At 60.2% G+C, this 15,585-nt stretch carries 13 protein-coding genes and 2 pseudogenes; all 15 read left to right on the top strand.

Annotated features, from left to right (window positions below; translation table 11 throughout):
• The first annotated feature begins 2 nt into the window (after positions 1 to 2).
• Entirely contained in the window at positions 3 to 1,160 is a 1,158-nt protein-coding gene (gene cydB / locus AB2N04_RS01390; RefSeq protein WP_367716528.1) for a cytochrome d ubiquinol oxidase subunit II, read from the top strand.
• Positions 1,161 to 1,192: 32 nt separating this feature from the next.
• Positions 1,193 to 1,312 carry a cytochrome bd-I oxidase subunit CydX gene (cydX, locus tag AB2N04_RS01385; RefSeq protein ID WP_229450142.1) on the top strand — a complete coding sequence of 40 codons (120 nt, stop codon included), beginning with the start codon at positions 1,193 to 1,195 and terminating at the stop codon, positions 1,310 to 1,312.
• Positions 1,313 to 1,539: 227 nt separating this feature from the next.
• Complete coding sequence (locus AB2N04_RS01380; RefSeq protein WP_367716526.1) at positions 1,540 to 3,723, top strand: malate synthase G; 2,184 nt, start codon at positions 1,540 to 1,542, stop codon at positions 3,721 to 3,723.
• A gap of 62 nt (positions 3,724 to 3,785) precedes the next feature.
• The gene (gene tsaB, locus AB2N04_RS01375; protein ID WP_367716525.1) at positions 3,786 to 4,466 is read left to right on the top strand and encodes a tRNA (adenosine(37)-N6)-threonylcarbamoyltransferase complex dimerization subunit type 1 TsaB; all 681 of its coding nucleotides are present in this window, start codon (positions 3,786 to 3,788) and stop codon (positions 4,464 to 4,466) included.
• Complete coding sequence (locus AB2N04_RS01370) at positions 4,466 to 4,951, top strand: GNAT family N-acetyltransferase (protein WP_367716524.1); 486 nt, start codon at positions 4,466 to 4,468, stop codon at positions 4,949 to 4,951. Before tsaB ends, AB2N04_RS01370 begins: the two co-directional genes overlap by 1 nt.
• 85 nt (positions 4,952 to 5,036) lie before the next feature.
• Positions 5,037 to 5,831 carry a lysophospholipid acyltransferase family protein gene (locus AB2N04_RS01365; RefSeq protein ID WP_367716522.1) on the top strand — a complete coding sequence of 265 codons (795 nt, stop codon included), beginning with the start codon at positions 5,037 to 5,039 and terminating at the stop codon, positions 5,829 to 5,831.
• A gap of 123 nt (positions 5,832 to 5,954) precedes the next feature.
• Complete coding sequence (miaB, locus tag AB2N04_RS01360; RefSeq protein ID WP_367718868.1) at positions 5,955 to 7,307, top strand: tRNA (N6-isopentenyl adenosine(37)-C2)-methylthiotransferase MiaB; 1,353 nt, start codon at positions 5,955 to 5,957, stop codon at positions 7,305 to 7,307.
• A 59-nt stretch (positions 7,308 to 7,366) separates the two neighbouring features.
• Positions 7,367 to 8,336 (top strand): annotated as a pseudogene (locus AB2N04_RS01355) (PhoH family protein).
• A 13-nt stretch (positions 8,337 to 8,349) separates the two neighbouring features.
• Positions 8,350 to 8,853: an rRNA maturation RNase YbeY gene (gene ybeY, locus AB2N04_RS01350; protein WP_367716521.1), complete on the top strand. Its 504-nt coding sequence runs from the start codon at positions 8,350 to 8,352 to the stop codon at positions 8,851 to 8,853.
• Between the two features lie 162 nt (positions 8,854 to 9,015).
• Positions 9,016 to 9,939 (top strand): hemolysin family protein, encoded by a 924-nt coding sequence (locus tag AB2N04_RS01345; RefSeq protein WP_367716520.1) that lies wholly within the window; start codon positions 9,016 to 9,018, stop codon positions 9,937 to 9,939.
• A 120-nt stretch (positions 9,940 to 10,059) separates the two neighbouring features.
• Positions 10,060 to 11,643: an apolipoprotein N-acyltransferase gene (gene lnt, locus AB2N04_RS01340; protein WP_367716519.1), complete on the top strand. Its 1,584-nt coding sequence runs from the start codon at positions 10,060 to 10,062 to the stop codon at positions 11,641 to 11,643.
• 133 nt (positions 11,644 to 11,776) lie between these two features.
• Positions 11,777 to 12,193, top strand: a complete 417-nt coding sequence (locus AB2N04_RS01335; RefSeq protein ID WP_367718867.1) for a helix-turn-helix domain-containing protein — start codon at positions 11,777 to 11,779, stop codon at positions 12,191 to 12,193.
• A gap of 188 nt (positions 12,194 to 12,381) precedes the next feature.
• Positions 12,382 to 13,663, top strand: a pseudogene (metK, locus tag AB2N04_RS01330) (methionine adenosyltransferase).
• A gap of 32 nt (positions 13,664 to 13,695) precedes the next feature.
• On the top strand, positions 13,696 to 14,397 hold the full coding sequence (locus AB2N04_RS01325) for a tRNA (guanosine(46)-N(7))-methyltransferase TrmB (RefSeq protein WP_367716518.1): 702 nt from the start codon (positions 13,696 to 13,698) through the stop codon (positions 14,395 to 14,397).
• 498 nt (positions 14,398 to 14,895) lie between these two features.
• The gene (gene rimP, locus AB2N04_RS01320) at positions 14,896 to 15,585 is read left to right on the top strand and encodes a ribosome maturation factor RimP (protein WP_367716517.1); all 690 of its coding nucleotides are present in this window, start codon (positions 14,896 to 14,898) and stop codon (positions 15,583 to 15,585) included.

The raw sequence follows: 15,585 nt of genomic DNA, 5'->3' as shown, positions 1-15,585 counted from the left end.
CAATGATCCTGCACACTCTTATCGACTATGAAACGCTGCGTGTTATCTGGTGGGGGCTGCTCGGCGTGCTGCTGATCGGCTTCGCCGTCACCGATGGTTTCGACCTCGGGACCGGAACACTCCTGCCTTTCGTGGCGAAGACAGACATCGAGCGCCGCGTCGTGATCAACGCTGTCGGCCCCGTCTGGGAAGGCAATCAGGTCTGGCTGATCCTGGGAGGTGGCGCCATCTTTGCGGCCTGGCCCCCGCTTTATGCGGTGTCCTTCTCGGGCTTCTATCTTGCCATGTTCGCCGTGGTCTTCGCGCTCATCCTGCGTCCCGTGGCGTTTAAGTACCGGTCGAAGCGCGAGAACCCCGCCTGGCGTACCACTTGGGACTGGGCGCTGTTCATTGGCGGTTTCGTGCCGGCGCTGATCTTCGGCGTTGCGGTGGGCAATGTCCTGCAAGGGGTGCCGTTCCGGCTCGAAAACGATCTGCGGATTTTCTACGAGGGCACGACACTGTTCGAACTGCTCAATCCGTTTGCGCTCCTGTGCGGTCTTCTTTCGGTGGCGATGCTCATCATGCATGGTGCGTCCTGGCTGATGATAAAGACCGAGGGACCCGTTGCCGCGCGCAGCCGCGCCTTTGGGAGCATCGCTGCCGTGGCCACCATAGTGATCTTCGCGCTCGGTGGTCTCTGGCTTTGGGCGGGCATCGACGGGTTCCGCATCACCAGCGCCATCGTCACCGATGGCCCCTCCAACCCGCTTGCCAAGACCGTGGTGCAGGCAGAGGGGGCATGGCTCGACAATTACGCGGCGCATCCGTGGATGATGATCGCGCCAGCGCTCGGCTTTGCCGGTGCAGCCCTCGCGCTCGTCCTGTTCGGTGCCCGGCGTGAAGTGCCGACGCTGCTTGCAAGCGCGATGTCGATCATCGGCATCATTTCGACGGTTGGTGTGTCGATGTTCCCCTTCATCCTGCCGTCTTCGATCGCACCCGGCGCGAGCCTGACGGTGTGGGACGCCTCGTCGAGCCACCTGACCCTGTTCATCATGCTGGTGGTAACCGCGTTCTTCGTACCGCTGATCGTCGCCTATACGAGCTGGGTCTACCGGGTTCTGTGGGGCAAGGTCGACGAGAAGGAGATCGAGGAAGGCAAGGGGCACGCTTACTGAGCGCTGCCTTCAAATCAAGAGGAGCTTACGACATGTGGTATTTTGCGTGGTTGCTCGGCTTCCCGCTCGCTGCGGCTTTCGCTGTTCTCAACGCGATGTGGTACGAGCTGATGGATGATGCGGCGAAGAAAAAAGAAGCCAAAACGCAATGAAACCCTGGACGCCGGCCATGTGTCGGCGTTCGGCTTTTGAAGGTTCCGTCGGCAATCTGGCTGCGTTGCTTCGGAATGTTTCCTGCGAATGCGGCGGATGTTGAGCGTTTGCCTCAACCCTGCTTCAGGTTGAAACTTCTTTCGCCATCCGGCGAATTGACCCCGTGCCGCTGGCGTGGTGAAAGCAGTGCATCATTTCTGACATCGGGAAGAGGAGTGTCTGTCAAATGGAAAATCGCGTTGAGCTTCATGGGTTGAAGATTGCGGAAGAGCTGCGCGATTTCGCCGTGAAAGAAGCACTCCCCGGTACGGGCGTAGACCCCGACAAATTCTGGAAGGCGCTATCGGAGATCGTGCACGATCTGGCGCCGAAAAACCGGGCCCTGCTTGCAAAACGCGATGCGCTGCAGGAGAAGATCGACGCCTGGTACAGGGAAAATGGCGCACCGGCCGATCAGGAAGCCTATCAGGCCTTCCTGCGCGAGATCGGCTATCTGCTGCCGGAAGGCGAGGCCTTCTCGGTCTCCACGCAGAATGTCGATCCGGAAATTGCCAGTGTCGCCGGTCCGCAGCTTGTCGTGCCGGTTATGAATGCGCGCTACGCACTCAACGCGGCCAATGCGCGGTGGGGCTCGCTCTATGATGCGCTTTACGGCACCGACGCCATTTCCGAGGACGATGGCGCGGAAAAGGGCAAGGGCTACAATCCGAAGCGCGGCGAAAAGGTCATCGCCTGGGCGCGCGCCTTCCTCGATGACAGTGCACCGCTCGATGGTGCCTCCTGGACGGAAATTACCGCACTTTCGGTTGTCGACGGTCAACTCGTCGCAAAAACTGAAGGCGGCGAGGCGCGCCTGAAGGATGCTTCGAAATTCGCCGGGTATCGCGGCGCGGCCGATCAGCCATCTGCAATCCTGCTCGCCACCAACGGCATGCATGCGGAAGTCGTGATCGACCGCATGCACCCGATCGGCAAGACCGACGCGGCGGGCATTGCCGATGTGGTGCTGGAATCGGCGCTGACCACGATTCAGGATTGCGAGGATTCCGTTGCCGCCGTGGACGCGGAAGACAAAATTGTCGTCTATCGCAACTGGCTCGGCCTGATGAAGGGCGATCTGGAAGAGCAGGTGACGAAGGGCGACAGGACCTTCACCCGCCGCCTGAACCCCGACCGCGAATACACCGCGCCAGATGGCGGCACGCTCACGCTGCCCGGCCGTTCGCTGATGCTGGTGCGCAATGTCGGTCACCTGATGACCAATCCGGCCATTCTCGACGCCGATGGCAATGAAGTGCCGGAAGGCATCATGGATGCGCTGTTCACCGCAGCCATCGCGCTGCACGATGTCGGTCCGAATGGCCGCCGCATGAACAGCCGCGAAGGCTCCATGTATGTGGTGAAGCCGAAGATGCACGGCCCCGAAGAGGTGGCCTTCGCGGTGGAACTGTTCGGCCGCGTCGAGGAAGCGCTCGGCATGGCGCCCAACACCATGAAAATGGGCATCATGGATGAAGAGCGCCGCACCACGGTGAACCTGAAGGAGTGCATCCGCGCCGCGCGCGAGCGGGTGGTCTTCATCAACACCGGCTTCCTCGATCGCACGGGCGATGAGATCCACACCTCCATGGAAGCCGGCCCGATGATCCGCAAGGGCGACATGAAGCAGGCCGCCTGGATCGCCGCCTACGAAAACTGGAATGTCGATATCGGCCTTGAATGCGGCCTTTCCGGCCACGCTCAGATCGGCAAGGGCATGTGGGCCATGCCTGACCTGATGGCGGAAATGCTGGTGCAGAAGGTGGGCCATCCGAAGGCCGGCGCGAACACCGCCTGGGTGCCGTCGCCAACGGCGGCCACGCTCCACGCCACGCATTACCATACGATCGATGTCCATGCGGTGCAGGCCGAATTGAAGAACCGCAAGCGCGCAGCGCTTTCCGATATTCTTTCGGTGCCGGTCGCCACGCGGCCCAACTGGACGCCTGAAGAGATCCAGAAGGAGCTCGACAACAACGCGCAGGGCATTCTGGGCTATGTGGTGCGCTGGATCGATCAGGGCGTCGGCTGCTCCAAGGTGCCGGACATCAACGATGTCGGTCTGATGGAAGATCGCGCGACATTGCGGATTTCCGCCCAGCACATGGCAAACTGGCTGCATCATGGTGTCGCAAGCAAAGAGCAGGTCATGGAAACGATGAAGCGCATGGCGGCGGTGGTGGACCGGCAGAATGCCGGCGATCCGCTCTATCGGCCAATGGCTCCGGATTTCGAAAAATCCATCGCCTTCCAGGCAGCCTGCGACCTTGTGTTCAAGGGTCGCGAGCAGCCCAATGGCTACACCGAGCCGGTTCTGCATGCACGCCGCCTTGAACTCAAGGCGCAAGACAGTGCAAGTAGAGCATCATGACCCGCTGATGGCGCATCGGATTCGCCGGCGGTAACAACAACAGGTCGCCGGACTGTGCCTGAATGAAGATTCTTGCAATCGATACCGCGGCGGCGCTCTGCGCCGCCTGCGTGTTTGGAACCGAAACGGATGAAGAGCTCAGTCGGCACGTGCTGGATCTGGGCAAGGGACATGCCGAACACGTCATGGCCGTCATCGAAGCCGCGCTGAAGACTGCCGGCCTTGGCTATGAGGCACTTGGCGCCGTGGCCGTTTCGGTGGGGCCGGGATCCTTCACCGGTGTGCGGGTCGGCGTGTCCGCCGCACGCGGCCTTGCACTGGCGCGCAGTGTACCTGCCATCGGCATCTCCACACTGGAAGCGCTAGGTGCGGAGGCACGAGTGACGATTCCCGGACGCAATGTCCTCGTCGCGCTCGGGCAACGCGCGCCCAGTCTTTTCGCCGCGGGCTTCGATAGCGAAGGGCACATTCTCCTCGAACCTCAGAGCCAGTCAGCGCAGTGGCTGGCCGAATGGGCCTCTGCCGAGAAAGCAGTGGTCTACGGCGCCGCCGCCAGGTTTGTGGCTGAGGCAGGGGTTCACTCGCTCGAGATCCACCCCGCTGGCGCAACGGCGGACATTTTGACTTTCGCGCGTCTGGCCGCCGAGAAGGGGGCGGGAAGCGAGCCGCCAAAGCCGCTTTATCTGCGCGCACCCGACGCCGCACCGCAGCAGAATTTTGCCCTCCCGCGAAAGGAGGGTTGATGGCCCTCTTCCCGAGAAAACGCGAGTTCGTGGTTCGACCGCTGGAGGTGGCAGACAGTCTCGTTCTGGCTGATCTGCATGCAGGGGATTTTGCCCGCCCATGGAGCGATGCGGAGTTTGAAGCCTTGCTCACCCAGGAGGGGGTGTTTGGTTTCGCCGTTTCCGAGATCGGCAGAAAGCCGCAGCAGATCGCGGGGTTCGTGCTGGCACGCCAGGCCGCGGACGAGGGCGAAATCCTTACCATCCTTGTGGCCCACAACCAGCGCCGCAACGGCCTTGGCCGTCAATTGATGGACGCGGTGCTTTTCAAGATGCACGGCGACCGGGCATCCGCGCTGTTCCTCGAAGTGGACGAAAACAATACGCCTGCCATAACGCTTTACCGTCGTCTGGGCTTCCACCAGGTTGGAGGGCGGCCGGACTACTACCGCGATGCGAATGGTCAGCGCACCAGCGCGCTGGTGATGCGCCGCGACCTGCGCTGAAGCTGTTTCCCGCCAAGAGGAAATGCTGTAAGCGTCCACTCCTCGCAACGGGCCTCAAGGCGAATTCAGGGCTGACCCAAGGCTGATGTCCAGCAGTTTACGTTTCGTCATCGCAATATTGCTTGTCGCGCTCTACACATTGCCGTTCATGGTGGTGCAGGAGATCGCGCTGCGCACGCACCTCATCAGCGATCGCATAATTCCACGGCTGTGGCATAGGCTCACACTCCGCGTTCTCGGCGTGCGCGTGCGCATGGAGGGGGTTCCGTCACGGGAGCGTCCCCAGATGATCGTCGCCAATCATGTCTCCTGGCTCGACATTCTGGTGCTTGGTTCGCTCGACGGGGTCCATTTCATCGCCAAATCGGAAATGCAAAACTGGCCCATCCTCGGCACGTTCGCCCGGCAGCAGCGATCCGTCTTTGTGGAGCGCCAGCGCCGTCGTACCTCTCCCGAACAGGCGCGCGAGATCGCCGAGCGGCTGGCCGATGGCGATCCGATGGTGCTTTTCGCCGAGGGCACCACCGGCGATGGCAACCGGCTTTTACCGTTCAAAAGCACCTTGTTCAGCGCAGCACAGCTGGCTCTTGCAAGCGAAAACGCCGAAAGCGTTTCCGTGCAGCCAGTGGCAATCATCTACCTCAGCAAGGGTGGATTGCGCCTTGATCGACGTGAGCGTGCGACACTTTCCTGGATTGGCGATACCGACCTTCTGCCCAACCTGATAACGGTCTTGCAGGCGCGGCCTGTCGATATCGTGGTCCGCTATGGCGATCCGATCCCGTTTCTGGCAAAAGGCGACCGCAAGACCGTCACGCGTGAGGCCGAGGCGCAGGTGCGCGCCATGCTCACGGCAGGCTTACGCGGCACCGAAATTTGACGGATTCATCACACAGCGAAGAATCGTCTGTTTTTTGACACGCAAAAACGTTAGGAAACCGGCATGGAACAGAATATTTCGCCGGAAACGGGCAGCTCCGAAAACACAGGCGAGGCATCCGTGATGCCTTCCGCCACCAAAAAGGTTTTCGTGAAAACCTATGGCTGCCAGATGAATGTCTACGATTCGCAGCGCATGTCCGATGCGCTCGCAGCCGATGGTTACGCGCCGACGGATCAGATCGAAGAGGCAGACCTCGTTCTCCTCAATACCTGCCACATCCGCGAAAAAGCGGCGGAGAAGGTGTATTCCGAGCTTGGCCGCATCCGCCAGCTCAAGGAAGAGCGCAGCCAGGCCGGCCGCGAAACCGTGATCGGCGTGGCCGGTTGCGTGGCGCAGGCCGAGGGGCAGGAAATTCTGCGCCGTGCGCCTGCCGTGGATCTGGTGATCGGGCCGCAAACCTATCACCGCCTTCCCAAGGTGGTGAAGCGTGCGCTCGGCGGCGAAAAGATCGTCGAAACCGACTATGCCATCGAAGACAAGTTCGAGCATCTGCCGCAACCGCAGAAGCGCGTGGTGCGCAATCGCGGCGTGACGGCATTTCTCACCGTGCAGGAAGGTTGCGACAAGTTCTGCACCTTCTGTGTCGTGCCCTATACGCGCGGTTCGGAAGTGTCGCGCTCTGTTGCGCAGATCGTTGCCGAGGCAGAGCGCCTCGCCGAGGGTGGCGTGCGCGAGGTGACGCTGCTTGGCCAGAACGTGAATGCCTGGCATGGCGAGGGTGCGGACGGGCGCGAATGGGGCCTTGGCGAACTCCTGTTCAGGCTCGCCGAAATTCCCGGCCTCGACCGGCTGCGTTATACGACCAGCCATCCGCGCGACATGGACGACGCGCTGATCGCCGCCCACCGCGATCTGCCCAAGCTGATGCCTTATCTTCACCTTCCGGTGCAGTCGGGTTCCGACCGCATTCTGAAGGCGATGAACCGCAAGCACACGGGTGACGACTACCGTCGGCTGATCGACCGCATCCGCGGGGCACGCCCCGACATTGCCATGTCGGGCGACTTCATCGTCGGTTTCCCCGGCGAGACCGATGAGGATTTCGAGGACACGATGCAGCTGATCCGCGACGTGACCTATGCGCAGGCCTTTTCGTTCAAATATTCGCCGCGCCCGGGAACGCCGGGTGCCGATCTGGGCGACCAGGTGCCCGAAACGGTCAAGGATGAACGGCTCCAGGCGCTCCAGGCCCTGCTCACCGAACAGCAACGCGCGTTCGTTCAGAGCCTTGTCGGCAGCGAGATGGACGTGCTGCTGGAAAAGCCCGGCCGCCAGCCGGGACAGCGTGTCGGTCGTTCGCCCTGGCTCCAGCCTGTGATTGTTGATGAAAAAGCCGGCGAAATCGGTGACATTATTCGTGTTCGAATCACGCAGGCAGGCCCCAACAGCCTGTTTGCCGAGCCGGTGTCGTAAAGGAGAGGCGTTTGACCGCCAGCACTGAGTTGAAGAACCCGCCCTCCGGGGCCTCGGACATGGCACACATCGTGCTGACCTTCGATGACAACAAGCTGGCCAGTGCCCTCTACGGGCCGTTCGACGAGAACCTGGCCCAGATCGAGCAGCGGCTCGGTGTCGACATTCGCTCCAAGGGCAATCAGCTTACCGTCAAGGGAGAGAGCGTTGCTGCTGCGCAGGCACGCCGTGCGCTCGATTATCTCTATGATCTTCTGCAGAAGGGAACGGAGCTCGCCGCGTCGGATGTGGACGGTGCCGTGCGGCTTGCCATCGCCGCAGACGAGCAGCTAACCTTCCCCACGATGGAGAGCAAGGGCAAGCTCGCTGCCGCACAGATTGCCACGCGCAAACGCACCGTGCATGCGCGCTCTGCCAATCAGGACGCCTATATGCGGGCGCTTGAGCGTTCGGAACTGGTGTTCGGCATAGGCCCGGCCGGCACGGGCAAAACGTTTCTCGCCGTTGCCTATGCCGCCATGCTTCTGGAGCGCGGCGCAGTGGACCGCATCATTTTGTCGCGGCCGGCTGTCGAGGCGGGTGAGCGGCTTGGCTTCCTGCCGGGCGACATGCGCGAAAAGGTCGACCCCTATCTGCGCCCGCTCTATGACGCGCTTTACGACATGATTCCGGCGGAAAAGGTGGAACGAGCGCTGGCGGCAGACGTGATCGAGATTGCACCGCTTGCCTTCATGCGCGGCCGCACGCTGGCCAATTCGGTGGTGATTCTCGATGAGGCGCAGAACACCACGCCAATGCAGATGAAGATGTTCCTGACGCGGCTTGGCGAAAATGCCCGGATGATCGTCACGGGCGACCCGAGCCAGATCGATCTGCCGCCCAACACCAAGTCGGGGCCTGGTCGAAGCGCTCGAGGTGCTGGGAGACGTGCCCGGCATCGTTACCGTCCGCTTCGACGAGAAGGACGTTGTGCGCCATCCGCTGGTGGCGGCTATCGTGCGGGCCTATGACAAGAAGGCGCGGGGCTGATCCGCGCAGGCTGATGGACGATATTCCTCCTGCCGGTGAATTGCCGGAAATCGTTGTTGAAGTCGCCATCGAGGCGGGTGACTGGTCGTCGGAAACTGCGCTTCAGGCGCTGGCTGATCGGGCCGTTCACGCGGCTGTATCTGTTATCGGACTTGAGCCGGATGAGGGCGGTGCGATCAGCCTGCTTTTCACTGGCGACGCCCAAATCCAGGTGTTGAATCGCGAATGGCGCGGCAAGGACAGGCCCACCAATGTGCTCTCCTTTCCTGCGCCTGAGATAATCAATCCGGGAGATGAACTGCAGCCCCTTGGTGACATTATTGTCGCCCACGAGACCGTCGCGCGGGAAGCTGCAGAAGAGGGCAAGCAATTCGATCATCATCTGACCCATCTCATTATTCACGGATTTTTGCATATCATGGGATATGATCATGAAACCGATGAAGAAGCCGAAGAGATGGAAGAATTGGAGCGCAAAGCGCTGCAAACACTTGCCATTCAAGACCCTTATGCCTAACTGAAAGGCTCAATTGAACAAACGGCCATGACAGAAAATACGATGATCGCGACGGGCGACATGCCCGCAAGCGAGGCGAAATCCTCCGAGGAGGGGGAAGAGGACTCTAGTAGTTCTACTCAGAACGTCTCCGGAAACCGCCCCTCTCTTTGGGAGAGATGCATGTCTGCGCTCGGTATTCGCAACGGATCTTCGCTTCGTGAAGACCTGGCGGATGCGCTGGACGACAAGACGCAGGATACGGAGGCCTTTTCGCCCGGCGAACGGGCGATGCTGAAAAACATCCTGCGTCTGCGCGAACTGCGTGTCGAAGATGTGATGGTGCCGCGCGCCGACATCGAGGCTGTGGACCTGAACACCACCCTGGGTGAGCTGCTCAACTGTTTTGAGAAATCCGGCCACTCGCGCATGCCCGTTTACGGTGAAACCCTCGATGACCCGAGGGGCATGGTGCATATCCGCGATGTGGTCAGCCACATAACGAGAACCGCACGCGCGAAGAAAGGACGCAGCCGCAAGGCACCCGAGCCGACGGCATTTGACCTCGCAAAGGTCGATCTCACGCGGACCATTGGTGAACTCAACCTGCCTCGATCAATCCTGTTCGTTCCCCCTTCCATGCTGGCTTCCGACCTGATGGCGCGCATGCAGGCTTCAAGAACGCAGATGGCGCTCGTGATCGATGAGTATGGCGGCACAGACGGATTGGTCTCGCTCGAAGACATCGTCGAAATGGTTGTGGGTGATATCGAAGACGAACATGACGATGACGCCGCGCTTATCGAACAGGTGGGCGAAGACACTTTCGTGGTTGATGCAAAGGCCGAGATCGAGGATGTGGCAGAGGTTATCGGTGAGGAGTTTCATGCCGAGGAACATTCCGAAGATGTGGATACGATCGGCGGTGTGATCTTCAACGTGCTCGGCCGGGTTCCTGCACGTGGAGAGGTGATTCAGGCCATTCCCGGTTTTGAATTCCAGGTTCTCGATGCCGACCCACGTCGCGTCAAGCGCGTGCGCATCGTTCACAACCGTGCGTCCGAACGACGCAGAAGAGCAAGCTCGCGCCCCAGCGACAATATGTAGCGGAGCGGCCGTTTCCGGGCTTTCAGCACTCGAGCACGCGGCAGTGTATCGATACGGTTTCAAACGTGAAGAAACTGCTGATACTTCTTGTGCTGTGATTCGGGTTTAGCGGATGGGTGGATGGAAAGCCTCGCCGGAAGGGTGATCTTACTGTATGGGTGGCGCCGTTCGCTCGCTGCCTTCCTCGCAGGCGGCGTCGCCGCATTTGCGCAGCCACCTTTCGATTTTTTTGCTGCTTGCTTTGTCGCATTTCCGGTTCTGGTCTGGCTTCTGGATGGAGCCGTTTCCGAGGGTCACGGGCCTGCGGCCCGCATGCTCCCTGCTTTCAAAACCGGATGGTGGTTCGGCTTTGGTTACTTTCTTGTCGGGCTGTGGTGGATCGGAAACGCGTTGCTGGTGGATGCTGGCAATTTCGCTTGGGCCCTCCCCCTGGCACTCGTAGGGTTGCCGGCATGTCTGGCGGTATTCTATGGCATCGCAGCCCTGCTGGCGCGCCTGTTCTGGTTTGATGGTGTTTTCCGCATCATCGCGCTTGCTCTGGCCTTTGGAATGGCTGAGTGGATGCGAGCCACGCTTTTCACCGGTTTTCCGTGGAACGCGATCGGCTATGCGGCCATGCCGACACTGACAGCCATGCAGGCAGCCGGGATTGTCGGCCTTTTCGGCATGAACATCCTTGCGGTGTTCGGTTTTTCAGTTCCCGCTCTCCTGGGCACGCGCCGGCATCTTGTTGCCGGTTTCCTGGCCGCGCTCGTCCTTGTCGGTACGCAACTCGGGTTTGGCTTGATCGCACTTTCTAGCACCGCCGATGACGGAACATCGTTGCAGGTTCGGATCGTTCAGCCGTCGATAACCCAGACGGAGAAGTGGGATGAGGCCGAGCAGAACCGGATATTCGACACTCTACTGGAACTTACCGCGCGCCCGGCCGACGGGGTGGTGGGAAAGCCGTCCCTCATTGTCTGGCCGGAAACGGCGGTGCCCTTCCTGTTCACGGATCGGCCCGATGCGCTGGCCCGGCTCGGGGAGGTGCTTGATGAAGGACAGGTCCTTGTCACAGGTGCGGTGCGCGCCGAGAGGGGAGAGGGGCTCGCAGCCACCCGGTACTACAACTCGGTGATGGTCATCGCCGACGATGGGTCGATCATGGATGCGGTCGACAAAAGCCATCTGGTGCCCTTCGGCGAGTACGTCCCGTTTTCCGGTGTTCTCAAGGCCCTGGGGGTAGAGCAGATAGTTCAGTCCGCGGGCCCTTTCACTGCCGGTGGGCAACGGCGGCCCATCGAGGTCGCTTCCGGGATAAATGCTCTCCCCTTCATCTGCTATGAGGTAATTTTTCCGCAACTGGTTTCCGGCAGCGCGGAGCAGGCCGACTTCCTCCTCAACGTGACGAATGATGCCTGGTTTGGCTTTTCTCCGGGGCCCTATCAGCATTTTCGCCAGGCGCGTCTGCGCGCGATCGAAAACCGAGTACCTCTCGTGCGCGCCGCAAACTCGGGCATATCCGCCGTAGTCGATTCGTCTGGAAGGGTAATCGATGCATTCGACCTTTCAGTCGTCGGGAACCTGGACGTGAATCTGCCGATTTCAAGCAATAAGAAATATTATTTTACAGATGCCGGAACCAATGGGCTGTTTGTTGCGTTGGTGTTCGGGGCGATGCTTCTCGGGGCACCCTTGATCGGGCGTCTGAGAGCGAATTGACATTGCCCCACTCGGCTACGCATAGTGTGTAAGCCGACTACATCTTAATTCGATTGGAACAGGCTTGGGGCTCTGGGAGGTCGAAGACGTAGGTCGGTCAATGGCAACCCCGTGCCGGATGGCGAGGGAATATATGAACAAAAATAAGAAAAAACCGAATCCGATCGACATCCATGTCGGTGGTCGGATCAGGCTAAGAAGAAACATGCTTGGGATGAGCCAGGAAAAACTTGGCGAAAGTCTCGGCATAACTTTCCAGCAGATTCAGAAATATGAAAAGGGCACAAATCGCGTCGGCGCAAGCCGGCTGCAGGCAATTGCATCGGTTCTCAGCGCACCGGTGGCGTTCTTTTTCGAAGGGGCGCCGGGAGGTGACGAAAACGAAGCCGGTGGGGGCATGGCGGAAGAAGGCGCGGATTTTGTCGTCGACTTTCTCAACAGCAGCGAAGGCGTGCAGCTCAACAGGGCTTTCGCAAAAATCTCCGATCCTAAAGTAAGGCGTCGCGTCATCGATCTGGTGAAGGTGCTTGCTACAGAAAACGCGGACTGAAATCGAAGACCCAGTCCGGTACTTTCGTAGACTCCTGAATTGACGACCTACCTGCGGGGAATGGTTCATCCGTTCCCCGTTTTATGTTGCGTTGCAACCGTTTTGCTTGACCTGCCGGGTGCAGCTTGGCTAACAGAAGGGCGCCTGTTGCCGACAGATTGATCGGCTTCTTCTCAGAGGGGATACCCGTGGCGCGCAAGAACTATCTCTTTACAAGCGAATCCGTTTCCGAAGGCCATCCAGACAAGGTCTGCGATCGCATATCCGACGAGATCGTCGATCTGGTCTATCGGGAAGCCAAGAAATCCGGCATGGACCCCTGGAAGGTCCGGGTCGCCTGCGAAACGCTGGCCACGACGAATCGTGTCGTGATTGCCGGCGAGGTCCGCGTTCCCGAGACGCTGCTCAAGCGGGACAGGAATACCGGGGAAGTCGCCAAGGATTCGAAGGGCAACCCGCTCATCAACCCTTCACGCTTCCGTTCGGGCCGCGCGCCGTGCCATCCGTGCCATCGGTTACGAGCAGGACGGCTTTCACTGGAAAACTGCAAAGATCGACGTTCTCCTTCACGGCCAGTCACCGGACATCGGTCAGGGTGTCGACAATGCCGCTGATCGTCAGGGCGAAGAGGGTGCCGGTGATCAGGGCATCATGTTCGGCTATGCATGCCGGGAAACGCCGGACCTGATGCCGGCGCCAATTTACTACTCGCACAAGATCCTGCAGCTGCTCGCAGATGCGCGCAAATCCGGTGAGGGTGATGCTGCCCGGCTTGGCCCCGATGCCAAGGCACAGGTCACTGTCCGCTATGTGGACGGCATGCCGTCGGAGGTCACAGAAATCGTTCTGTCGACCCAGCACCTCGATGCTTCCTGGGATAGCAACAAGGTGCGTCAGGTCGTTGAACCGTACATTCAGGAAGCGCTTTCTTCGGGCGGAATCAAGGTCGCAGACAACTGCAACTGGTACATCAATCCGACCGGCAAGTTTGTCATTGGTGGGCCTGATGGAGATGCCGGTTTGACCGGGCGCAAGATCATCGTCGATACCTATGGCGGCGCGGCGCCCCATGGCGGGGGAGCCTTTTCAGGCAAGGACACGACCAAGGTCGACCGGTCCGCAGCCTATGCGGCTCGCTATCTCGCCAAGAATGTGGTTGCGGCCAATCTCGCCGAGCGCTGCACGATCCAGCTTTCCTACGCCATTGGCGTTGCGCAGCCATTGTCGGTGTATGTGGACCTGCACGGCACGGGGCGCGTTTCGGAAGAAGAGGTCGAGATTGCCATTCGGGAAGTCATGGATCTCTCGCCGAGCGGCATTCGCCGCCATCTCGACCTGAACCGGCCCATCTACGCCAAGACGGCCGCGTATGGTCATTTTGGCCGCAAGGCCAGCCGCGACGGTTCGTTCTCCTGGGAGCGTACCGATCTGGTCAAGACACTCAAGCAGGCCCTGGCCAAAGCCGCTTAACGCGGCTTCAGCCCCTCCCACGGAAGCGCCCGATGTCTGAAGAACGACCCAGCCGGTCTACCGAAGCGTTTTTCGGCCGTCGGCACGGAAAGCGGTTGCGCCCCAGGCAGGGCTCGGCCCTTTCCGCGCTTCTCGACAAGGCTCTGGTGCCGCTGGATGAAGCGGTCATCGACGTGCCGGCTCTGTTCCAGAAACCGGTCGACGATGTCAGGCTGGAAATCGGATTTGGTGGTGGCGAACACCTGCTTCATGAGCTGCAACGCCATCCCCGCACCGGCTTCATCGGCGTGGAGCCGTTCGTCAACGGCATGGCCAAGCTGGCATCGGCAGTCGAAGAGATGGGTGGGGTTCCGGCGAACCTTCGCGTCTACAATGACGACGCAACCGCACTCCTGGATCGGTTGCCCGAATCCTCCATATGCGGCATCGATCTGCTGTACCCCGATCCCTGGCCCAAGAAGAAGCACTGGAAACGTCGCTTCGTGAACCCGGTCAATCTGGACCGATTTGCCCGCGTGTTGCGGCCTGGTGGCAGGTTCCGGTTTGCTTCCGATATCGATACCTATATCAACTGGACGCTGCAGCACTGCGGTGCGCACCCGGCATTCTCCTGGCAGGCGGAATGCGCGGCAGACTGGGCAACCCCTTATGACGGCTGGCCTGGAACCAGATATGAAGCAAAGGCGATCCGTGAAGGGCGAACACCAGCCTACCTGACTTTCCGCAGAAATTAGATTGCCTCCGCCCAGGCAGGGCAATCTGAATGCGCGGTATTGGGGGCCACTTCAGGGCAGCAGAAACGACCTATCCACGCCGAGAAGCATGGAACCGTTCGGGATCGATGCCCAGACGGTGGAGATCGGTGTCCAGTGCGCGGCGCCGGTTTCGCACTGCAGAAGACACTGCGACAGCGCTTTCTATCACGCTGAAAAACTCTCCAATTCCCGTCACGAATTTCCGAGCAGACATCGTTCTTCCTTTCGTTGTGCAATGCAGCATAAATAGGACGGGCGGGGTTTGGAAAGAAGCGGTAATCTAGCAGAGCAGCCATGCATCCATGCGGGGCGGCATGCCTGTCGGGCTGCTATCCGTGCGTCCGGGCTTTTGCTCCGGCGTACTTGAAAAGACCGGTGGGTTCGTCTATATCCAATTCAAATTCTTGGTCGTTATGACGGAGAGTGGGTCCCGCCGGTCCCGCTCTTTTTTGTTAGATGCGTCTGTCCGGAGGTTGGATGACGGCAGTTTCAGTAGACGGGAACGGTGATGACAGGTTGATCCGCGAAAGCGGCATCGAGGCACGGGTCGCCTCGATCATCATTCCCGTTCTTGGTGCCATCGGATATCGGTTGGTGCGTGTGCGCTTGACCGCGCAGGACGGAGCGACGCTGCAGATCATGGCGGAGCGGTCCGACGGCGCAATGACCGTTGAAGACTGCGAGGAAGTCAGCCGGGCTCTTTCACCTGTGCTCGACGTCGAGGACCCGATCGAGACGGCATATCAACTCGAAATCTCCTCGCCCGGTATCGATCGTCCGCTGGTGCGCAAGGCCGACTTTTCCGGCGCTGCAGGGCATCTGGTCAAGATCGAAACCTCGGTCCTGCTCGAAGGGCGCAAGCGTTTTCGCGGCTATATCGTCGAGAGCGACGATCAGACGGTGACGATCGAACCGGATACGGCTGAAGAAGAGGGCGACGAGGATGTCCTTTTCGGAATTCCCTTCGAAGCGATCGCGGAGGCAAGGCTGGTTCTGACGGATGAGCTGGTTCGCGACGCCCTGAAGCAGGAGAAGGAAGAGCGTCGCGAGCGCAAGCGCAATCGCCGACCTTCCGCATCGGAAAGGGCCGCGCAGCGGTCCGAAAAGCAAAACGCAACTGAGCCGGTCGGGGATGATGATCCCGAGACCCACGCTGAAGGAGAGTGA

The sequence above is a fragment of the Nitratireductor sp. GISD-1A_MAKvit genome, from assembly GCF_040819555.1.
Lineage (GTDB): Bacteria > Pseudomonadota > Alphaproteobacteria > Rhizobiales > Rhizobiaceae > Nitratireductor.
Note: the sequence above shows the minus strand (reverse complement) of the source record. Positions and strands in the feature narration are given on the sequence as shown.